Origin of the sequence: Parenemella sanctibonifatiensis, from assembly GCF_002250565.1 — a bacterium.
Lineage (GTDB): Bacteria > Actinomycetota > Actinomycetes > Propionibacteriales > Propionibacteriaceae > Parenemella > Parenemella sanctibonifatiensis.
In genome coordinates this window covers 35,169-56,487 of the sequence record NZ_NMVJ01000008.1, presented here as the reverse complement: position 1 = coordinate 56,487, position 21,319 = coordinate 35,169, and the positions used below count along the sequence as shown (strand labels likewise).

Sequence of the window (21,319 nt, the reverse complement as noted above, 5' to 3'; positions counted from 1 at the left end):
GGCTAGGCTAAGCACCAACAGTCACCAGAGGAGTCCCGTCACATGTCGACACCCGTTCCCTTGCCAGCTCTGGGCGAAAGCGTCACCGAGGGCACCATTTCGCGTTGGCTCAAGGAGGTGGGCGACACCGTCGAGGTCGACGAGCCGTTGGTCGAGGTTTCGACCGACAAGGTCGACACCGAGGTGCCCTCCCCGGTCGCCGGCGTGGTCCTTGAGATCAAGGCCGCTGAAGACGACACGATCGAGGTCGGTGCCGTCATGGCGATCATCGGCGAGCCTGATGAAGCCGGCGGCGGGTCGGACGAGTCCGACGACGACGATGCGGACGACGAGGCCGCCACCGATGATTCCGGCACCGCCGAGGCCGACACCGAGGAGCCGGCCGCCGTGCCGGCCGAGGAGTCCGCGCCCGCCGAGGCCCCCTCCACCGACACCGAGGAGCCCGCCGCCAAGCCGACTGCCGACACCGGCGCATCGGCTGCCAGCGGCACCGAGGTCACCCTGCCCGCGCTGGGTGAGAGCGTGACCGAGGGCACCGTCTCCCGCTGGCTCAAGGAAGTCGGCGACACCGTCGAGGTCGATGAGGCTCTGCTGGAGGTCTCCACCGACAAGGTCGACACCGAGGTGCCGTCCCCCGTTGCCGGCACCGTGCTCGAGATCCGGGTCGCCGAGGACGAGACCGTCGAGGTCGGCGGCGTGTTGGCGATCGTCGGCAGCGCCGACCAGGCCCCGGCTCAGTCCGAGCCGGAGCCCGAGCAGCCCGAGGCCGCCCCGGAGCCGGCCGACGAGAAGCCCGAGCCCAAGGATGAGGCTCCCGAGCCGGAGTCGGCTCCCGAGGATGAGGATCCCGAGCCGGAGTCGGCTCCCAAGGCTGAGGCCGCCAAGGCCGAGCCCAAGGATGAGGCTCCCCAGGCGGAGGCTCCGGCTTCCAACTCGGATGTCTACGTCACCCCGCTGGTGCGCAAGATCGCGACCGAGAACGGCGTCGACCTGTCGACCGTGACCGGCACCGGCATCGGTGGTCGGATCCGCAAGCAGGACGTGCTGGCCGCCGCCGAGGCCGCCAAGGCTCCCGCCGCTGCTGCTCCGGCGCCGGCCGCCGCTGCCCCGGCTCCGGCCGCCGCTTCGGCTGGTTCGGTCCAGGCCCCCGCCCCGAGCAGCCAGCGTGGCACCACCGAGAAGCTCAGCCGGTTGCGCAAGATCATTGCTGCGCGCATGACGGAGTCGCTGCAGACCGCGGCTCAGTTGACCGCGACCGTCGAGGTCGACCTCACCAACATCTCGCGGCTGCGGGCGCAGGTGAAGGACGACTTCAAGAAGCGCGAGGGCGCCAGCCTGTCCTACCTGCCCTTCATCACCAAGGTGGTCGTCGAGGTCCTCAAGGCCATGCCGACGCTGAACGCGACGATCGACACCGAGGCGGGCACGGTCACCTTCCCGGCCGAGGAGAACATCGGCATCGCGGTGGACACCGAGAAGGGCCTGTTGGTCCCGGTCATCAAGGGTGCCGGCGACCTCAGCGTTGCCGGTCTGGCTCGCAAGATCGGCGATCTTGGCAACCGGACCCGCACCAACAAGGTCGGTCCCGACGAGCTCAGCGGCGGCACCTTCACCATCACCAACTACGGTTCGGCCGGCACCTTGATGGACACCCCCATCATCAATGTCCCCGAGGTTGCGATCCTCGGCACCGGCGCACTGGTGAAGCGTCCGATGGTCATCAACCATCCTGAACTGGGTCAGACGATCGCGATCCGCGACATGATGTACCTGTCGCTGACCTACGATCACCGGCTCGTCGACGGCGCCCTGGCGGCCCGCTTCCTGAGCGCGGTCAAGGAGCGTCTGGAAGGCGGCGACTTCGGCGCCGAGTTCGGTCTCTGATCACCCATCACCATCACCGCAACACGCCCCGGGATTCCCCGGGGCGTGTTGCGTATCGGCTGGCCATGAGGCGGGCCAAGCCGGAGTAAGCTCCGGCACGAGCGGAGGAGATCATTGATGAGCGACACCACGGTCAACCCGGTGCCGGGGACCGACCCCCAGCAGTCCCGGGCATTCTCGTTCGGCATCGTCGCCCTCGTCGTGGTGGCCGCGATCGTCATCGGGATGGCAGGGTTGAGCTTCATCACCGCGGTCTTCACACCGGCCTTCTTTGCCCTCACGCTCGCCGTCACGGCCCGCCCGGTGCGCAACTGGCTCGAACGCCACCACGTCCCGCGCATCTTCGCCACCATCATCGTGCTGCTGGGCCTGTACGCCATCCTCTCCAGCATCGTGCTGGCGATGGGCATCTCGGTGGTCGAGCTGGGACGGGTGGTGCCGGAGTACGCGGGCCGCCTGCAGGAGCTGTGGGGCGGCATCCTGACCACCGCGCAGTCGCTGGGCGTCGACACCTCCGACCTCAACGCGCTGCTCAACCAGATCGACTGGGGCAGCGTGTTGGGTCTGGCCCAGTCGCTGCTGAGCTCGCTTTCTTCGGGCGGGTCACAGGTCGTCGTGGTCGTCATCGCGCTGGCGTTCATGGTCTTCGACATGTCAAACGTCACGGGTCGGATCGAGACCCTGGACCGGTTCCAGCCCCACTTGGCCGACTCGCTGCGCGACTTCGCCCACCGGATCCGCAAGTACTGGATCGTCAACACCGTCTTCGGTCTCATCGTGGCCGTCATCGACATGGTTGCGCTGTGGTTCATCGGCGTGCCGCTGGCCATGGTCTGGGGCCTGTTCGCCTTCGTGACCAACTACATCCCCAACATCGGCTTCGTGATCGGCGTCATCCCGCCTGCGCTCATCGCGCTGCTGGATTCGGGTTGGGTCTCGGCGCTGTGGGTCGTCATCGCCTACTCGGTGATCAACTTCACGATCCAGAGCCTGATCCAACCGAAGTTCACCGGTGATGCGGTCGGGTTGAACGTGACCGTCACCTTCTTGTCCTTGATGTTCTGGACCACGGTCGCCGGTGCCCTGGGCGCGATCCTGGCGGTGCCGCTGACGCTCTTCTGCCTGGCCCTCTTCGTTCGCTCCGACCCCAAGACGATGTGGTTGATGGCCTTCTTCCGGGCCAAGGACGATGAACACGTCGTTGAGCCCAAACCCGAGGGCATGCGCCAGATCCGCGAGCTCTTCCAGACCGGCGGCGAGGGCAAGGACCGCGATGCCTCTGCCCCGTCAGGTGGCAACGGCAAGAATCGCCACCGCCGCCAGATGCTGAGCCGTCTGCAACGTCGCCGCCGCAACCGGGGCGACACCGAGCACGCTGAGGCCAACCACGCTGACACCGAGCAGGAACCCCAGCCGGTCCAGGAGCCGCAGTCGGTCCAGTCCCCGCCTGCCCAGGAAACGCCATCCCCGGACGCCGACACCACCGCGGAGCCGCGCACCGACACCGACCCCGGCGCTGAGCGCTGATGGCTGTCGTCGTCGAACACCTGGGCCTGGCCGAGGGTGAACTGATCGACTACCAGGAGGCATGGGACCTGCAGCGTCGGATCCATGCCGAGGTCGCCGACGGCTCCCGCCCCGACACCATCCTGTGTCTGCAGCATGCCCCGGTCTTCACCGCCGGACGCCGCACCCTTGACTCCGAACGGCCCACCGACGGTTCGCCGGTGGTGGACGTGGACCGGGGCGGCAAGATCACCTTCCACGGTCCCGGCCAGTTGGTGGTCTATCCGATCGTCCGGCTCCCCCAGTCGGTCGGTGTGGTCGACTTCGTACGCCGCGTCGAGGAGGCACAGATCCGGATGCTGGCCGACCTGGGCCTCACCACCGGGCCGGTGCAGCGGCGTACCGGGGTGTGGGTCGGCTCCGACGAACACCGAGCCGAGCGCAAGATCACCGCGATCGGCATCCGGGTGGCCCGCAAGACGACCATGCACGGGCTGGCGCTCAACCTCTCCACGGACCTGTCGTGGTTTGACCGGATCGTGCCGTGCGGCATCGAGGACGCCGGGGTCACCTCGGTCGAGCAGGAGCTCGGGCGAGCCCCGAGCCTGGTCGCGGCAGCAGAAATGTTGGTGCCTCGGATCATCGAACTGATGAGTTGGGAGCCGTTCACCGCAGCGCCGGAGGTCAGCCACTGGTACGCGACCCCAACCCTGGCCCAGCAGGTACAATCCGCAAGGTGACTATCGCCCCAAACGGACGCAAGCTGCTGAGGCTCGAAGTACGGAACTCGCAGACGCCGATCGAGAAGAAGCCTTCGTGGATCAAGACGAAGGCCAAGATGGGGCCGCAATATCGCGAGTTGCAAAAGCTCGTCACGACCGAAGACCTGCACACGGTCTGCCAGGAGGCGGGCTGCCCCAACATCTTTGAGTGCTGGGAGGACCGCGAGGCCACCTTCCTCATCGGCGGCGACCAGTGCACCCGCCGCTGCGACTTCTGCCAGATCGACACCGGTAAGCCCGCCGACTACGACGAGGGTGAGCCGGTCCGGGTCGCCGAATCGGTCCAGACAATGGGGCTGCGGTACGCGACCGTGACCGGTGTCTGCCGCGACGACCTGCCCGATGAGGGCGCCTGGTTGTACGCGGAGACGATCCGCAAGATCCATGAGTACAACCCCGGCGTCGGCGTTGAGATGCTGGCCCCGGACTTTTCGGGCAACGCCGACCATCTCGGCAAGCTCTTCGAGACCCGACCGGAGGTCTTCGCGCACAACGTGGAGACGGTCCCGCGGATCTTCAAGCGGATCCGTCCCGGCTTCCGCTACGACCGTTCCCTGGGCGTACTGACGATGTCGCGCGACGCCGGGCTGGTCACCAAGACCAACCTGATCCTGGGCATGGGTGAGACCCGTGAGGAGGTCTCCCAAGCGCTGCGCGAGCTCCATGACGCCGGTGCGGAGATCATCACCATCACGCAGTATCTGCGGCCGTCGCCGCGCCACCATCCGATCGACCGTTGGGTCGAGCCGGTGGAGTTCGAGGAGATGGCCGAGGAGGCCCGCGAGATCGGCTACGCCGGTGTCATGTCGGGTCCGTTGGTGCGTTCCTCCTACCGCGCAGGTCGGCTGTACCGTCAGGCAATGGAAGCGCGTGGCGAGCCCGTCGCCGCGGCTGTGGGCTCCACCGGGGGTGGCAACAACGATGGCGAGTGAACGCGCCAAGGCATTGAAGGCCGAACAGAAGGCAGCCAAGCAGGCGGCCAAGGAACGTCGGAAGAATTCCGACAACCCGCGCGACTGGGGTGCGGTACGCCAGATCCGCGAGGCGTACAAGCTGGGCTCCGAATTCGACAAGACGTTGAAGTGGAAGTTGCTCGGTGCCATCGTGGCGCCGACGCTGCTGATGGTGCTGCTGGTCATCTTGGTCAAGCCGGGCATCTGGTCGGTGTCGCTGATCCTGCTCGGGCTGGTCGGCGGCATGGCGCTGGCGGCCTGGCTGCTGGTACGGGCCGTGAAGACCGGCACCTACCAGCGCTTCGCCGGGCAGGCCGGTTCGGGTGAGGTGGCCCTGGGCATGCTCGACAAGAAATGGTTCACCACACCGGCGATCGCCGCCAACAAGCACAAGGACGTGGTGCACCGCGCTCTCGGCCCGGGCGGCCTGATCCTCATCGGCGAAGGCGAGCGCGGCCGGCTCAAGCAGCTGCTGGCCAGCGAGAAGCGCAAGCACGAGCAGGTGGCGTACGGCGTCGAGGTGACCACCATCATCATGGGTGAGCGCGAGGGTGAGATCCCGTTGGACCAGCTCGCCAAGCACATCAAGAAGTTGCCGAAGACGCTGCGTACCGACCAGATCACCGAGGCGAAGGGCCGCCTCAAGGCGCTGGACCACATTCGCCCGAAGATGCCGATCCCGCACGGCCCGATGCCGACCTCGCAGCGTTCCGCCGCGAAGGGCATGCGGCAGAGCATGCGCGGCCGCTGACCGGATGGCACACCTTCTCGGAGCCGAGTCCCTTCACCTCGAATATCCGACTCGGGTCGTTCTCGATGCCGTGACCTTGGGCATCAACGAGGGTGACCGGATCGGTGTCGTGGGCCGCAACGGTGACGGTAAGTCCAGCCTGCTGGGGCTGCTGTCGGGGCGGATCGAACCCCAGTCCGGTCGGGTCACCCGCCGCAGCGGCGTCACCTTCGGTGTCTTGGACCAGAGCGACGGCCTCGACCCGGACCTGCCGGTTGGCGTGTCCATCGTCGGTGATGCCGCCGACCATGAGTGGGCCGGCGATCCCCGCATCCGCGACATCATCTCCGGGCTGGTGGCCGACCTCGACTGGCAGGCGCCGGTGGGCACCCTCAGCGGCGGTCAGCGACGTCGCGTGGCGTTGGCCCAGTTGCTCATCGGCGACTGGGACCTGCTCGCCCTGGACGAGCCGACCAACCATCTGGACATGGAGGGGGTGGCCTGGCTGGCCGACCACCTCAAGCGCCGCTGGACCCGCAACGCCGGCGGCCTGCTGGTCATCACCCACGACCGCTGGTTTCTCGACGAGGTGTGCACCAAGACCTGGGAGGTGCACGACCGGATCGTCGAGCCCTTCGAAGGCGGATACGCCGCGTACGTGCTGCAGCGGGTGGAGCGGGACCGGATCGCTGCGGCCACCGAGGCCAAGCGCCAGAACCTGATGCGCAAGGAGTTGGCGTGGTTGCGGCGCGGTGCGCCGGCCCGTACCTCCAAGCCGAAGTTTCGCATCGATGCCGCCAATGTCCTGATCGAGGATGTCCCCGAGGTCCGCAATCCGCTCGAATTGCAGCGGTTGGCAGTGGCCCGGCTGGGCAAGCAGGTCGTTGACCTGGAGGACGCTGGCGTCAGTTTCGGCGATCAGGACGTGCTGCGGCAGGTCACCTGGCGGATCGCGCCGGGTGAGCGCACCGGCATCCTTGGTGCCAACGGTGCGGGCAAGTCCACCCTGCTCGGCCTCATCACCGGCGCGGTCGCGCCCACCGAGGGCCGGGTCAAGCGGGGCAAGACGGTCCGGATCGGCCTGTTGGACCAACAGTTCTCGCAGCTGGCCAGCATCGAGCACAGCTTGGTCCGCGAGGTGCTCGCGCGCACCCAGACCAGCTTCACGATCGAGGGCAAGGACTACACCCCCGCGCAGTTGTTGGAGCGGCTCGGCTTCTCCCGCGCTCACCTCCAGGCTCGCGTCGGTGAGCTGTCCGGCGGCCAGCGGCGACGACTGCAGCTGCTGTTGCTGCTCCTCGACGAGCCGAACGTCATCATCCTCGACGAGCCCACCAACGACGTGGACTCCGAGATGTTGACCGCGCTGGAGGACCTGTTGGATTCCTGGCCGGCGACCCTGATCGTGGTGTCCCACGACCGCTATCTGATGGAGCGCGTCACCGACCAGCAGTACGCAATCCTGCCCGACACCGATGGGGTGGGGCGGCTGCGTCACCTGCCCGGTGGGGTGGATGAATATCTGCGGCTACGCCGGGAGTCGGCCGCTGAGCCGGTGAAGAGCACCACGACCTCGCCGCCGGTGGAATCCAGTGGGTCGGGGCTGTCTGGTCAGGAACACAGGGCGGCCCAAAAGGAAGTCGCCTCGATCGAGAGACGCCTGCAGAAACTCGCCGGCCAGATCGAGGCCACGCACCAGCAGCTCGCCGACCACGACCAGAGCGACTACGTCGGTCTGCAGCGCCTGAGCGAAGAACTCACCGGCTTGGAGACCGAGGTCGCCGAGTTGGAGGACCGTTGGCTGGAGCTGTCGGAGCTGGTCGGCTGATCAGGCGTACAGCTCGGTGGCGGTAGCCACCATGTCCAGCCATGCACCGCGGCACAGCGCGCCCGCCAGCCGTCACGTGACCCTGCCCACCCGGGCGGCGCGATGGGCGCAACAATGGGCCCAATCGATTCCGAGAGGTCCGCTGACATGGTCACCCGTCAATTCCCGCGTCCGGCTGAGTTGCTTGAGCTGATGAAGTTCAAGCGACCCGAGCTCAATGCCAAGAAGCGTCGTCTGCGTGACGCGTTGACCATTGAGGACCTGCGCCGGATCGCCAAGCGACGTACGCCGCGGGCCGCCTTCGACTACACCGAGGGCGCCGCCGAGGGTGAGCTGTCCCTGGCCCGGGCCCGGCAGGCCTTCCAGGACATCGAGTTTCATCCCTCGATCCTCACCGACGTGTCCCACGTCGACACCCGCACCAGCATCTTGGGCGGCCGATCCGAGATGCCTTTCGGGATCGCGCCCACCGGCTTCACCCGGCTGATGCAGACCGAGGGCGAGACCGCCGGCGCCGGCGCAGCTGGCGCGGCCGGGATTCCCTTCACGCTGTCCACCCTGGGCACCACCACCATCGAGAACGTGGCCGCCGCCAACCCGCATGGCCGCAACTGGTTTCAGCTGTACGTGATGCGGCAGCGCGAGATCAGCTACGGCCTGGTGGAGCGCGCCGCCGCGGCCGGCTTCGACACCTTGATGTTCACCGTCGACACCCCGATCGCCGGCGCCCGGCTGCGCGACACCCGCAACGGCTTCTCGATCCCGCCGGCGCTGACGCCTGCCACCATCATCGACGCGTTGCCCCGGCCGTGGTGGTGGTTCGACTTCCTGACCACGCCACCGCTGGAGTTCGCCTCGCTGAGCTCCACCGGCGGCACCGTCGGCGAACTGCTCAACTCGGCGATGGACCCCTCGATCAACTTCGAGGACCTCGCGGTGATCCGTGAGATGTGGCCGGGCAAGTTGATCGTCAAGGGCGTCCAGACCGTCGAGGATGCGGTCAGCTTGGTCGACCACGGCGTCGACGGGATCGTGCTGTCCAATCATGGCGGCCGGCAGCTCGACCGGGCGCCCGTGCCCTTCCACCTGCTCCCGCAGGTGCGCCGCGAGGTTGGCCGGGACACCGAGATCCTGCTCGACACCGGCATCATGAACGGCGCCGACATCGTCGCCGCCATCGCCATGGGAGCCGACTTCACCCTGATCGGACGGGCCTACCTCTACGGGCTGATGGCCGGCGGTCGCCAGGGCGTGGATCGCACCATCGCGATCCTGGCCGACCAGGTGGTGCGCACCATGAAGCTGCTGCAGGTCGCCACCGTGGACGAGTTGGAGCCGAGCCACGTCACCCAGCTGCACCGGATGCTGCCGCGAGCCCAGGACTGAAGACTCAGGCCGTACGCGGGGCGCGGCGCTGCACGACGGCCAGGTCCAGCACCATGTCGGGGACGTGGCGCCGGTCACCGTCGATGATGAGCCCGGGCAGCACCAGGCACAGGCCCAGCTGACGGATCGGCGCCCGCCACCCGACCGGTCCCCCGCGGGGTCGGACCACGCCGATCCCGGCGAGCAGATGTCCCGGCGTCCCGCCGGTGATCGCCAGCATCACGCTGGTCAGCACGAAAAAGATGGTGAGGGTCATCCACCGGTGCCACCCGCCGCCGGTGACCACCTCCGGGCCGAACGCGACGACCGCAAGGATCATCGCGATGGCCCAATCGGCAATCAGTGCGGCGACCCGGCTCCACCAACTCGCGACGGCGCCGACGCCGGACTCCGGCAGGCCCATGCGGGCGCCGGGCCAGGTTGCGGTGTCGGTCTTGGGGCTCATCGCTGCCATCCTATCCAGCCAGTCACAGTTCATTTGTGCACCGGATCCGTAACACCACTGAAACACCGCCGTGACGCTTGAGGCGCAAAGCACCCTAGGCTGAGGGTCAAGAAGTCAACACGGAGGACACATGTTCAACAGCGACGAGGAACTCCTCGCGTACATCAAGGACGAGGGCGTCGAGATGATCGACGTCCGATTCTGCGACCTGCCCGGGACCATGCAGCACTTCACCGTCCCGGCGAGCTCGTTCGGCCCCGACGTCTTCGAGGAGGGCCTGAGCTTCGACGGTTCGTCGGTGCGCGGTTTCCAGAAGATCCACGAGTCCGACATGGCTCTGCTGCCGGATCCCACCACGGCATACCTCGATCCCTTCCGCAAGGCCAAGACCCTGTGCGTGAACTTCTTCGTGCACGACCCCCTCACCAAGGAGTCCTACAGCCGCGACCCGCGCAACATCGCCCGCAAGGCCCAGGAATACCTCGCCTCCACCGGTATCGGTGACACCGCCTACTTCGCGCCCGAGCCCGAGTTCTACGTCTTTGACGACGTTCGCTTCGAGACCAAGCAGAACACCGGCTACTACCACATCGACTCCGAGGCAGGCGCCTGGAACACCGGGCGTACCGAGGACGGCGGCAACCGCGGCTACAAGGTGCGTTACAAGGGCGGCTACTTCCCCGTCGCGCCGACCGACCACTTCGGCGACCTGCGCGATGACATGGTGCTCCACATGGAGAACGCCGGCCTGCAGGTCGAGCGCGCCCACCACGAGGTCGGAACCGCCGGGCAGGCCGAGATCAACTGGCGCTTCGACGAGCTGCTGCGCACTGCGGACAACGTGCAGATGTTCAAGTACATCGTGAAGAACACCGCCTGGGCCCACGGCAAGACCGCGACCTTCATGCCGAAGCCGATCTTCGGTGACAACGGTTCGGGCATGCACGTGCACAGCTCGATCTGGTCCGGCGGCGAGCCGCTGTTCTATGACGAGTCCGGCTACGCCGGCCTGTCCGACATGGCGCGTCACTACATCGGCGGCATCCTCGCCCACGCGCCGGCGATCCTGGCCTTCACCAACCCGACGGTGAACTCCTATCACCGCCTGGTGCCCGGCTTCGAGGCCCCGGTCAACCTGGTCTACTCCCAGCGCAACCGCTCGGCCTGCATGCGGATCCCGATCACCGGCTCCAACCCCAAGGCCAAGCGAGTCGAGTTCCGCTGCCCCGACCCGTCGTCGAACCCCTACCTGTCCTTCGCGGCGATCCTGCTGGCGGGGCTGGACGGCATCCAAAACCGGATCGAGCCGGCCGACCCGATCGACAAGGACCTCTACGAACTGCCGCCCGAGGACCACGCCGACATCGCCACCGTCCCGGCCTCGCTGGAGCGGGTGCTGGAGGCGCTGGACGCCGACCGCGACTTCCTGACCGCCGGTGACGTCTTCACCGAGGACCTCATCGACACTTGGATCGAGCTCAAGCACGAGGAGATCGCCGCCATGCGGCTGCGGCCCAATCCGCACGAGTTCGAGCTCTACTTCGACTGCTGAGTCGAGCGCCCCGCGTACGGGGTGTGCGAAAACGACGGTCAGAACGGCTGATCTGCGCTGAGGTGCCAGATCGGTCGATCTGACCGTCGTTTTTGCACGCGTACGCCCTCAGTGCAGCGTGGTCAGCCGGACCAGGTTGCGCATCGCCATCGCGACCGTCAGCGGGCCCACCCGGGGCACGATCACCGAGGCCACCTCGGCGATGGAGTCATCGAAGTTTTCGAACTCGGACACGTTCACGCAGATGGCGCCGGGCTTGATCTCCTCGCCGCGTACCAGCTCGAAGGTGGGTGAGGGTACGCCGGTGATGACCACGTCCGCGGCGGACAGCGCCTCGGCGCGGGTCACCTGCGAGTCCCGTACGTCGTGGGCGCGCCGCCCGATCGCCGGCTCGAAGACCAGCGAGCCGTTGAGGTCGATCGAGTGCACCCGGGCGCCGTCGTTGGCCAGCATCGCCGACAGTGGCCGCCCCACAATGTCGCTGCGGTTGATGACGCAGGCCGTCACGCCCTCCAGCGGCGCCCGCTCCCCTTCACCGCGCATGCCGGCATGCTGGAGCAGCTTGAGGATCGCCAGCGGCGTACAGGGCAGGATTGCGCGCTGCTGACCCGCCTCGTCGAGGGTCCGGGTGTTCTCGTAGAGCAGCCGGCTCCAGAAGGAGTGCAGGCCCTCGACGTCCTTGCGCGGATCGACCAGCTCGCGCAGCCAGCGGTCCTGGGGGCCTCCCTGGATCGGGTAGTAGAGGAAGATGCCGTCGACGCTGTCGTCGGCGTTGGCCTCGGCGATCGCCTGCTGCGCCCGCCCCGGGTCGACCTGGCGCACCTCCATCTCGATGCCGACATCGGCCGCTCCCTTGGCGGCATAGCGGGCATAGGTCGCGGCCGGCCCGCTGGTCTGGCTCAGCAGACCCACGATCCGCAGCGGTGCCCGACCTTCGGTCAGCCGCGCCACCTCCAGGCGCACCTCAGCGCGATAGTCGGCGGCGACGGTGGACGGGTTCAACACGGCGGCGCTCATGTTCGCTGAGCCTACCGTTGGTCAGGCGATGCCGCCGTTCTCGCGGGCCTTGGCGATCTCTAGCGGTGCGTCACCGCTGTGACCGGTTGTCGTTTCCTCATCGCGGCGGTGGTTGTTGGCTCAGTATCAGCGATTCCTTGGCCGATGGGCCAGCCTCAGCCTCGGCTGGTGCGGATGTCGGTCTGCGAGTCCCAGGTGATCGTGCCGCCCTGGAAGGTCTGCGTACACACGCGACGATCGGTCAGGTTCTGGCAGCTTTCGGCGCTGGTGGGATAACCGAAGACACCGGTCTCCCAGCCGGTGCTGGCCCAGTGGTCATAGATGCGGCCGTACGCCGGCCAAGCGCCGCTGGTGCCGGACCAATAGATCGTGCCACCTTGGAAGAACTGGAAGCAGCCGCCGTTGCGGAGCCCGCAGAACTCGCCGCTGGTGGGGTAGCCCAGGTTGCTGCGTTCGTAGTCCATCGCGGCCCAGCGGCCGCGGATCTCACCGTAGGTGGGGTGGGCGTCGGTGGCCAGCGTCCAGGTGATCCCACCGCCGGAGAAGTTCTGGTAGCAACCGCCCTGGGTCAGGCCGCAGATCTCATCGCTGACCGGCTTGCCCAGGGTCGACTTCTCCCGTCCCATGCCGTCCCAGCGAGTGCCGATCCGGCCCCAGGTGGCGCGGGCGCCGGTGGGCAGCGACCAGGTGATCGTGCCGCCGGTGAAGGTCTGCTGGCAGCCCCCGCCGGGCAGGTTGCAGCGTTCGTTCGAGGTCGGCACGCCGAGGGTGCCAGCGTCGGCGCGCACGGCGGCGTACCGGTTGTAGATGGCCCCGAAGACGGCGAAGGTGCCACGGTCGGTGTGATAGAGGCGGCCATGTTCGAACTCCTGCGCCCAGCCACCGGCCACCTTGTAGCGGTCGCCCTTGACGTGGCCGATGGTGGCGCGCAGGCTCTCGCTGGAGCGGTACAGCCGCCACAGGTCCGCCGAGATCGGGTGGGCGCCCCACCGGTGGGTGAAGACGATCGCGCCGGCCGCGAACATCGTCATCCGGCTGCCCGGCAGCGGCCCGTCGATCTCTTCACCGATCGGCACCCCCAGCGCGCTGGACGCGCCGCCGACCTGGGCGTACTTGTCCCCGATCGCGCCGTCGACGCGCACCGGCGTGGTCGAGGCGGCCTCGCGGTCGTAGCGGTAGAGGTCGTAACGCTGCATCAGGCCGATGATGAGGTTGGCGTAGTTGGGGTCGGTGGCGTAGCCGGCCCGGTGCACCGCCCGGATGAAGTCATCGGGGTTGTTGGTCGAGAAGGCTGCGGCGTAGCGGCGGTTGTTGCGCAGGAAATGGCCGTGGTCCTTGAAGGAGTCGCCGGCCTTTTTGTAGATGCGGAAGGCAGACACTTCCGAGACCGGGTTGGCCGGGTCGTAGTACTCCAGGGAGTTCTTGTTCATGCAGCCGGACTGGTAGGGGCTGCCGGCGTTGGAGGTGTTGCACTTGATGCCGAAGTAGGCCTGCCCATAGACCGCCAGCGAGGAGGTGCCCCAGCCGGACTCGAGGATCGACTGGGCGATCGAGACCGATGCCGGTACGCCGTGGTCGCGCTGCCCCTGTTGGGCCATCGGCGCCACCGCGGCGATGTAGCGGCTGGTGTCGCGAGCCGAGGCGGTCGGCGCCTGGAGCGCGCCCACGGTCAGCCAGGTCGAGACGGCGACGGCGAAGGCGGCCATCACGGCCAGCGCCCGGCGCGGCCCGGAAACGACGAAACGCGCACTCGGCAGGGAAGGAACGGCGGTCATGGCCGCCATCTTCGGTTGCCGAGCGCGCGTGGCGCCAGTGGGGCCTCAACCCCCGGTCAAGAGTCGATCGTCAGCGTCCCATCAGGGCATCACACGCCACGGCAAGGCAGGCGCCGACGCGCCAGTCCAGCCGCTGCCCGTTGGGGGCGGCGGGCAGGTTGACGAGGTAGCGGTCCCGGACCGCCCACTTGCGCTCGATGCTCGCGACCGGGATGTCGCCACCGTTGGTCTGGAAGTCGAAGTGGATCGGCCAGCTGAAGTCGAGGAAGCGTCGCAGGACCGCGACGGTCGCGTTGCGCTCCTGGCCGGTCGCCTCCAAGCCCAGCGAGGGCACCCCCAGCGTCCAGGTGGAGCGGAGCATCGACTTGGCGAACTCCTTCTTGAACCAGCCGAGCTGGTTGCCTTGGACATCGGTGATGTCGTAGGTGGCGGCGACGTCCATGCGCTGCCGGGCCTTGAACTGGAACATCGGCTGGGTGCGGGCCTCGTCGGCGAAGAAGGTGACCTCGTCGCGCAGCGCCATGCGCTTCTGCTGCGCCATGGCGAGGATGGGGCCGTTGTCGTCGGGACGAATCTCGTACCGATTGACGGTCATGGTGATCTTCTGCTTCATCACGAAGCCGGGCAAGTCCTGATTCACCGGGAAACTGTACCGCGCGGCCCGGCCACCACGGCAGACCCAGAGAAGAAATTCTTCGGTCAGGGCGCCTGCAGGGACTGCAACGCAGTGGCGATGGTCTCCATCTCGTCGCTGCCGCCCGGGGCCCAACCCACCACCTGCACCAAGCCGTCAGGCATCTCCACGATCATGATCGTGACCTCATAACCGGCATAGCTGAGCTTGCCCTGATCCGGCAGCAGATAGGCGTACGCCACCCGCTTGGCTGGGTAGTCCCCCACCCGGGTGTCCCCGGCGGCGATCTCCTGCACCTCGTATTCGAGGTCGCCGAAGGCGCCATCGGGCCGGCGGAGGCACTCGTGGGCCCACGCCAGACCTTCGGCGGCGCTGCGCGGCCCCTCGCCGTCGGTCCCGATCCGGCCGATGGACACACCGGTGGCCCAGCCCTCGTCTCCGGGCCCGACGTCGACCCGGCCCCAAGACGCGGAGTCATCGAGCCAGGTCCAGTAGTCCAGCGAATACCGCCACGGCCAGTCGGCCGGCACCGTCATCTCAAGTCCGGGAGTGCCCAGCTTCGGCGGCCGAGCCCCCGACCCGGAGCCGTTTCCGATGCGGCAGTCGTACTTGTCGGGGTCCCGGCCGCCCGGACCGGTCGGGTCATCGGTGGTCTGAGTGCCCGGGCCGTCGGTGGTGGCGGGATCCTCGCCGGGGCCGGGGGCATTGCTGGGACGCGCGACCAGGCTGCCGATCAGCACCGCGGCGAGGATGATGATGCCGGCGGCGAGCAGCAGCCAGCGCAGTTGGACGCCGAGGACTTCGCGCGGCTGGCCGCCCGGCGTACCGGATCCGGCGCCACCGCCGGGGCCCGGGGGCTGCTGCCCGGCGTACTGACCTGACTGGGGGTGAGGGCCGTTCTGACCTGCTGGCGGCTGACCGGCCTGGTCGGAGACCGAGGTGGTCCACTGCTGACCGTCGAAGTAGCGCAGGGACCCCGCTTTGCCCATCGGGTCGGGGTACCAGCCTGGCTCGCTCACCCCACCAGCCTAACGAGCAACACCAGTGGCCGGACACCCTGTGAGCCGCCCGAGGTTTCATGCCGCGCCCGTGTGAGTCGAAAGAATGCCGGTCCTGCCGACGCGGATCGATCCGAAGGCCCAGGCACGTGGGCGCGGCACCTGTTGGAGCACTTGCCGGAGTACCCGTCGCTGCCCGAGATCTCGCAGCTGGGCGACCGCTACAGTCTGACGGTGACCTCTCAGCTCGCTCCGATCCGCGGCCAAGAACCCGTAAATCCGGTTCAGATATCCCCGACCAGCTGGTCGTGAAACAGTCGATAGAACTCCCCATTGGTATCCGTCACCAGTTCGCTAAAGGAGCCTGCTTGGACGATTCGCCCGGCACTGACGACGTGGATCCTATCCATCTTTGCCAAGGTCGAGGCTCGGTGAGTCACCACTAATGTGATCCGGCTGGAGGCCTCTCTGCGCAATGTATCGAAGACCTGCTGCTCTACCTCAGCATCAAGCGAGGCCGTCGGCTCATCCAGCACCCACACCGGCGAATCACGCAGTGCAAGCCGAGCGATCGCAAGCCGTTGCCACTGCCCGCCCGACATTCCGGACCCACCCCATTGCTCCCCTAGAACCGTGTCGAGCCCGTTCGGTAAACTAGAAACGACCCTCCTCAGGTGGGCAAACTCGAGCGCACTCCACATCTCCTCGTCCTTGACAGCGCCGCTTCGCCGCCCCACACCCAACTCGAGCGAATCTCGGATCGACAGCTCAAACCGCCCGAACTCTTGTGTCAAGAGCGCGAACATCTCACGTCTCTCGTCCCCGGGCAGCCCCGATAGGTCAATGCCGTCGGCTCGGACCGACCCCGAGGCCAGTGGACGCGCGCCGACCAAAGCGTTAACGATTGTCGATTTCCCTGCGCCGTTCACGCCGACCATCGCCACAAGCTCGCCTCGACGCAGAGTCATGTCGATCCCTTGGATGGCGAGGGACTCAGCGCCGGGGTACCTCAGCCCTACACCGTCCACCCTTAAGCACGAAACCGCCGCTCGAGCTCCGCTAATAGGCCCGGATGACGCATCGTCTGCCCCCGCCATCGCCCCGGCAATCTTCTCAAAACTCTCAAGTCGCGGACTCGCCGAGATGAGACCGCCTGCGGCATACCCGCACTGCCGAATGGAGTTCATTCCGACGATAACCGCAACAACTGCGGCCGCCACGCTCGCCGCCGAGCCGCTTACCAAGACTATTCGAATGATGACACCCCCGAACAACACCGCTGTTGCTCCGGCCGCAATCAACTCCATGCGCATGGCGTATCCGACCATGCCGTCCAGGACCTGAGCAGCTTGGCGAATCTTCGCCTGCCCACGTGCCGCCACAAGCCAACCTCCGCCCATGGTCGACAGCTCGGTTGCGGTTCGCTGCTGGAGCAACTGTTCCATCAGATAGCGCCCACGCCTTTCGGATGCGGCCACCTTAGGCCAGCCCGCCGACTCGCGCCTTGCGACCAAGGAGAAGGCCACAATCGCCGGCAAGACCGCCGCGGCCACCAGTAGGCCGGCAACTACATCGACGGACCACAACGCACCGGTGAGAAAGAAGCTGGCCCCCACTGCGCCCATGAGCTGCAGCGCCTTTGGGCCGACATCATGGATAGCCACTATGGCCTGATCTGCCGCCTCGAGGGCTGTCGCAACCTCCTCAGTGGCCAGATCCTGCGGTTCGAGCGCGGCAGCACGGTCCATCAGCTGCGCCCGATAATCGGCGCGAACCCGCAGTGCCATCCGCTGCGAAGCCGCCGTCGCAATCTGCGCGAGCGGATACACCAGCCCCACCAGCATCGCAATCGCCACAAGGACGGGCGCCATGTCTTCAACCTGGGCTCCCGCTGCCCCAACGAGCCGCCGCATCAGAAAGAACTGCATCGCCGGAAACGCTGCCTGCAGCAGCGTCAACACTAGTGCCAGCAAGAACCAGCCGGGGGAGCAGCGAAAGCTCGCCCGTACCCCAACCAGTCCAGTCCGAAGCAGTTTTCCCAATCCATCAATCATGCGTCCGCCCTCTCTCAAACGCCGCAGCTAGGGGGCGCCAGTTCCACCCGTGTCCGTACGATCGAAGCTCTCTCCACGGAAACCCCCAAGTAAGCTCCGCATGCCCCCCTGGAAATACCAAACGCTTGGAGCCCTCATACGTCGGGTCGCCCCAATGGCCGCGCCATGACCCTCGACTCGAGATCAGCAGCGAGTGTGCGGGCAGCGGCGGAGCTTCCGTCATCGCCGCCCGTGCGGTTCGAAACTGAAACAACTCAATTCTGCGCAGGTCGTCACCTCCCAGATAGCCAGGCAACGCCCCACGCTTGATTGCCAGCCTGGAAACCTCGGGCCAACTCCGACTCGCCCCGCGCCCAACGGTGTACCGCTCCCAAACGCGGCGCCGCTGGTCCAGAAACTCAGCTTCCGACCCACGTAAGTACGCGCTAGGAGGCAAGGGGTCCATCAAAACCAATCCAATCGAGCCAGAGTCAACGCACCCATGCGCCGCCTCCGCGACAAGTCTTGCGATCCATGCCCCCAGCGAAAACCCAACAAAAACCACCCTCCGATCCGGCCTCTCCAAAACCAGATCCTCGACTGCCTTCCAGTAGACTTGACCAAGCGCCGCGCCAGAGTCAGGGACTAGTTCATTGGGCCCCAGGCCATAACCCCGCAGCCCAAGAACGCCATCCCAATCCAGTAAGCTGCGTCGAGCGAACCCTACCTCCCCGTTCCCCGCAGGGAGCACCACCCAGATTATGGACGCATTGTCTTCTATTCGGGTACTAAACACCAGTAGCCCCGGCGGCACCATGGCCCCCGTCGCAGCGACAACACGCTCCGCCAAACTCGCGCAACTCGTACTCCTTGGATCTAAACCAAGTCCGAGCAAGGGAGCCCCCGTCGCGCGCCCAAGCTCGGCCAATAGGACCATAAAATCAACGGAGTCCAAACCAATGTCCTCCATGGACGCTGTAACTCCAACATCCGCTGACGGTCTTTCGGTGAGCCGACATACGATGCGCTGAACATCATACTCGTACGTTCCTCGCGGCTGGTCCATCACACCCCCTTCGATTAACCCGCCTTGGCTGGCTTAGGCAAGTCTGCCAGTCCGGGCAACGTATCGCCCATTGCTTACGACCTCGCCAGCATCTCCCGTGGGTCGCCAGCAGCCGTCCCAAAACACCTCGATCTCCCCACCCCGGACCCGAACAAGCCCCCCTGTTTCCGAAACCACCTCCACGTTCTGCGGTGTTATCAGGGGTGCGCTAAAGAATCCGGGGATCTCCGTAAGCCCGTACATATTCCTAACCGTGACGCCCCACCGCGATGTCTTCCCATCGCCAGACCCGCACCGAAATGGGCGCGCCCGGAGCGCATCGAACGCACGCCAAGGAGGACCGCGGCTCAGTAATGGTGAATCTCTCTTTCACATCAACATCCTAGGTAAAATTCCCCCTACCCCGGCCAGGGCGCCCACTCAGAACCCGAGCCACTGAGTGGCGATCAAGATCGCCTGACCCGTGACCGGCCCGCTACCGCCTGAATCGCCCGGCGTGTCCGGAGGCTGGGTTTGATGACTCAGCCGGTCGGCTCGAGCCGGTTCCTTGCAGCGTAGTGGAGTTCCTCGACGGCCATCGGGGTCAGGTCGTCCAGGGCTTCGTGGGGGCGCTCGTTGTTGAAGAGGTCAACCCAGTTCAGGGTCTCCAGTTCGACGTGCTCGACCCCACGCCACGGGCTGCCGGGCCGGATCGGCTCGGCCTTGTAGAGCCCGATCTGGGACTCGTTGTCGTAGGCATCCCAACCGATGGGGCGACGCCCTCAGCGATGAGCCGTTGGGTGAAGGCGAAATCGACGTACTGAGACCCGGCTTCGGCGTGGGTGGCTGACTTCACCTATGTCACAACCGGGGCCGGCACGGTCTATGTCGCGTTCATCTTCGACGTGTTGGTTCGGCTGTGATGCTCAGAACTGCCGGTCCACCCGGTCAGCAGGCCGCTCGGCGGCAGGGTCGCCGATCGTGGTCCGGACCTTCTTCAACCGCACGGCGCCCTGCCAGCCTTGCTCTCGGTAGAGCAGCTCGATCGTGCACCTGGCAACGTCGGGGCCCTTCCCGCGTGGGTGGAGCCACATCTTGCGCGCCCCGAACCTGGCAACAGCTTCTGCCGGTCACGCTCAGCCGCCATCAACGCAACAAGCTCCGCGTCGCGCAGCACCTGTCTGGAGGGACGTCGACTCAGGGCCTCGTAGAAGGTGGATGGGGCGATCTGGATCCCGTGCTCAGACAGCACGCGACAGATCGGCTCGACCCCGAACTCTTCTCTATGGGCAGCGATGAAGTCGATCAGGACCTGTTGGGGCGGTCGAGCTCCGCCGCGAAGAAAGCCGAGGCCGCCTTCAAGATCTCGTTGGCCCGCCGCAACTCGGCGTTCTCCTTCTTGAGCCTCTTGATCTCGGCGATGTCCTCGGTCGTCTTACCGGGCTTGACCCCGCCATCGATCTCAGCCTGCCGCACCCACTTGCGCAGCGACTCAGGGGTAGTGATCCCCAACTTGCTCGCCACGGACTTGATCGCCGCGGACTCATGGGGATGGTCTGCCCGGGACTCCATCACCATCCGCACCGCGCGCTCACGCAGCTCCGGGGTGTACTTCCAGGGTCGTGCCATGACGGTGATCCTTTCAACGAATCAACCCTCCAGACACACCGGGGCGGTTCGTAGCGGTGGTAGAAGCCGTAACGCCGAACCAGATGGTTGTTCTTGGACTCGATGGTGGCCTGGTCGTTCTTCTTGTAGGGCCGTGATCGGGTGAAGAACACGTCTCTGTCGCGGGCCCAACTGATCAGGTCGTGGTTGATGAACTCTGACCCGTTGTCGCAGTCGATGCCGGTGACCATGAACGGCACGGCCTCAACGAACGAGTCGAACACCCCCATCACATGGATCGCGGCGTTGTTACGGATCGCAGCGGTGAACACCCAGCCGGTGTGCATGTCGACGAAGTTGACGCTGCGCGCGAACTCGCCCTTCAAGCTCGGCCCGCAGTGAGCAACAGTGTCGACCTCGAAGAACCCCGGCTCGGCCTCGACCTCGTCACCAGCGCGACGGATGCTGATCGAGTTCCGCAACAGCGTCCCCGCCCTGGTCGTGGACTTGCCCCGGATCGGGTCGGTGGCCCGGGCCGCTGCCAGATAGCGGTCGATCGTTGCCGCCGACATCGCCTCCAGCTCAGCCCGGACCTCCACGCTGTAACGGTCCTGGCCGGCCACCAACGACCCTTCGGCTTCCATCGCATCCAGCCATTCCGTCATCGAAGCAGCCAGATACTTCCCGCAGATCCCGCCCGCAGTCGACCACACCTGTTGCAACACCTTCAACGCATCGAAGGAGTACTTGCGTGGCTTGGAGCGCCGGCCATCGATCACCGCGACGGTCGCGGTCGCACGTCCCTTGGGCTGGGCCAGCCGACGACGCAACTGCTGACGGGCATGGTCCCGGTTCCAGCCCGTCACCTCCACGACCTGGTCCAGGATCTGGCCCTTGACCCGCTTCGATGCCTGCGCATACGCCACCGCGTACTTCTTCGTGACCTCAACCCGTGCCGCCAACGACAGATCCTTCGTACCCACACCCCATCGTCGCCGCCACCACACTCGCGGGGAAAACTACGTGAGGCACGGCACCCACCTACGCGGGGACTTCATGTGAGTCTCGTCGAGGCCTTGACCACTCCACCTGACGGTATGTACCATTTTGTTCACAGTTCGCGACTGCAATAGAGCAGAGCGC

The 21,319-nt window shown here is 66.5% G+C and carries 16 protein-coding genes, 1 pseudogene and 1 other annotated feature; of the genes and pseudogenes, 8 read left to right on the top strand and 9 right to left on the bottom strand.

Annotation, left to right across the window (positions count from 1 at the left end; genetic code table 11):
• Window positions 1–42: 42 nt before the first annotated feature.
• The 7 genes from sucB to CGZ91_RS09615 all read left to right on the top strand — a co-directional run bounded on the left by sucB (window position 43) and on the right by CGZ91_RS09615 (window position 9,069).
• Window positions 43–1,884, top strand: a complete 1,842-nt coding sequence (gene sucB / locus CGZ91_RS09645; RefSeq protein ID WP_094454693.1) for a 2-oxoglutarate dehydrogenase, E2 component, dihydrolipoamide succinyltransferase — start codon at window positions 43–45, stop codon at window positions 1,882–1,884.
• A 117-nt stretch (window positions 1,885–2,001) separates the two neighbouring features.
• Window positions 2,002–3,411, top strand: coding sequence for an AI-2E family transporter (locus CGZ91_RS09640; RefSeq protein WP_094454691.1), 1,410 nt, complete (start codon window positions 2,002–2,004; stop codon window positions 3,409–3,411).
• A complete protein-coding gene (gene lipB / locus CGZ91_RS09635; RefSeq protein WP_094454689.1) occupies window positions 3,411–4,130 on the top strand; it encodes a lipoyl(octanoyl) transferase LipB in 720 nt (239 codons plus the stop codon). The genes CGZ91_RS09640 and lipB overlap by 1 nt, the downstream gene beginning before the upstream one ends.
• Window positions 4,127–5,104 (top strand): lipoyl synthase, encoded by a 978-nt coding sequence (gene lipA / locus CGZ91_RS09630; protein ID WP_179229303.1) that lies wholly within the window; start codon window positions 4,127–4,129, stop codon window positions 5,102–5,104. The genes lipB and lipA overlap by 4 nt, the downstream gene beginning before the upstream one ends.
• The gene (locus CGZ91_RS09625; RefSeq protein WP_094454687.1) at window positions 5,094–5,876 is read left to right on the top strand and encodes a DUF4191 domain-containing protein; all 783 of its coding nucleotides are present in this window, start codon (window positions 5,094–5,096) and stop codon (window positions 5,874–5,876) included. The genes lipA and CGZ91_RS09625 overlap by 11 nt, the downstream gene beginning before the upstream one ends.
• 4 nt (window positions 5,877–5,880) lie before the next feature.
• On the top strand, window positions 5,881–7,683 hold the full coding sequence (locus CGZ91_RS09620; protein WP_094454685.1) for an ABC-F family ATP-binding cassette domain-containing protein: 1,803 nt from the start codon (window positions 5,881–5,883) through the stop codon (window positions 7,681–7,683).
• Between the two features lie 192 nt (window positions 7,684–7,875).
• Complete coding sequence (locus CGZ91_RS09615; RefSeq protein WP_324252660.1) at window positions 7,876–9,069, top strand: alpha-hydroxy acid oxidase; 1,194 nt, start codon at window positions 7,876–7,878, stop codon at window positions 9,067–9,069.
• A gap of 4 nt (window positions 9,070–9,073) precedes the next feature.
• Here the strand turns inward: CGZ91_RS09615 and CGZ91_RS09610 are convergent, their stop codons facing one another.
• The gene (locus CGZ91_RS09610; RefSeq protein WP_094454681.1) at window positions 9,074–9,514 is read right to left on the bottom strand and encodes an RDD family protein; all 441 of its coding nucleotides are present in this window, start codon (window positions 9,512–9,514) and stop codon (window positions 9,074–9,076) included.
• A 130-nt stretch (window positions 9,515–9,644) separates the two neighbouring features.
• Here CGZ91_RS09610 and glnA point away from each other — a divergent pair, with 130 nt between their 5' ends.
• Complete coding sequence (gene glnA / locus CGZ91_RS09605; protein ID WP_094454679.1) at window positions 9,645–11,066, top strand: type I glutamate--ammonia ligase; 1,422 nt, start codon at window positions 9,645–9,647, stop codon at window positions 11,064–11,066.
• A gap of 108 nt (window positions 11,067–11,174) precedes the next feature.
• Here glnA and CGZ91_RS09600 read toward each other — a convergent pair whose 3' ends face one another.
• The 8 genes and pseudogenes from CGZ91_RS09600 to CGZ91_RS09565 form a co-directional block, all read right to left on the bottom strand.
• Window positions 11,175–12,083: a bifunctional methylenetetrahydrofolate dehydrogenase/methenyltetrahydrofolate cyclohydrolase gene (locus CGZ91_RS09600; protein ID WP_094454677.1), complete on the bottom strand. Its 909-nt coding sequence runs from the start codon at window positions 12,081–12,083 to the stop codon at window positions 11,175–11,177.
• 155 nt (window positions 12,084–12,238) lie between these two features.
• Window positions 12,239–13,858 (bottom strand): glucosaminidase domain-containing protein, encoded by a 1,620-nt coding sequence (locus tag CGZ91_RS09595; protein ID WP_179229302.1) that lies wholly within the window; start codon window positions 13,856–13,858, stop codon window positions 12,239–12,241.
• A gap of 70 nt (window positions 13,859–13,928) precedes the next feature.
• On the bottom strand, window positions 13,929–14,498 hold the full coding sequence (locus tag CGZ91_RS09590) for an LURP-one-related/scramblase family protein (protein WP_229116553.1): 570 nt from the start codon (window positions 14,496–14,498) through the stop codon (window positions 13,929–13,931).
• 59 nt (window positions 14,499–14,557) lie between these two features.
• Complete coding sequence (locus tag CGZ91_RS09585) at window positions 14,558–15,511, bottom strand: DUF2510 domain-containing protein (protein WP_144276861.1); 954 nt, start codon at window positions 15,509–15,511, stop codon at window positions 14,558–14,560.
• Between the two features lie 263 nt (window positions 15,512–15,774).
• Window positions 15,775–17,544 carry an ATP-binding cassette domain-containing protein gene (locus CGZ91_RS09580; RefSeq protein WP_094454671.1) on the bottom strand — a complete coding sequence of 590 codons (1,770 nt, stop codon included), beginning with the start codon at window positions 17,542–17,544 and terminating at the stop codon, window positions 15,775–15,777.
• Window positions 17,537–18,589: a phosphopantetheine-binding protein gene (locus CGZ91_RS14985; RefSeq protein WP_144276860.1), complete on the bottom strand. Its 1,053-nt coding sequence runs from the start codon at window positions 18,587–18,589 to the stop codon at window positions 17,537–17,539. The genes CGZ91_RS09580 and CGZ91_RS14985 overlap by 8 nt, the downstream gene beginning before the upstream one ends.
• A gap of 521 nt (window positions 18,590–19,110) precedes the next feature.
• A pseudogene (locus CGZ91_RS09570) lies at window positions 19,111–20,197 on the bottom strand (transposase).
• Window positions 19,788–19,916, bottom strand: a sequence feature (AL1L pseudoknot). (Overlaps the previous pseudogene by 129 nt.)
• On the bottom strand, window positions 20,140–21,159 hold the full coding sequence (locus tag CGZ91_RS09565) for a DDE-type integrase/transposase/recombinase (protein WP_229116552.1): 1,020 nt from the start codon (window positions 21,157–21,159) through the stop codon (window positions 20,140–20,142). The pseudogene CGZ91_RS09570 and the gene CGZ91_RS09565 overlap by 58 nt, the downstream one beginning before the upstream one ends.
• Window positions 21,160–21,319 lie beyond the last annotated feature (160 nt).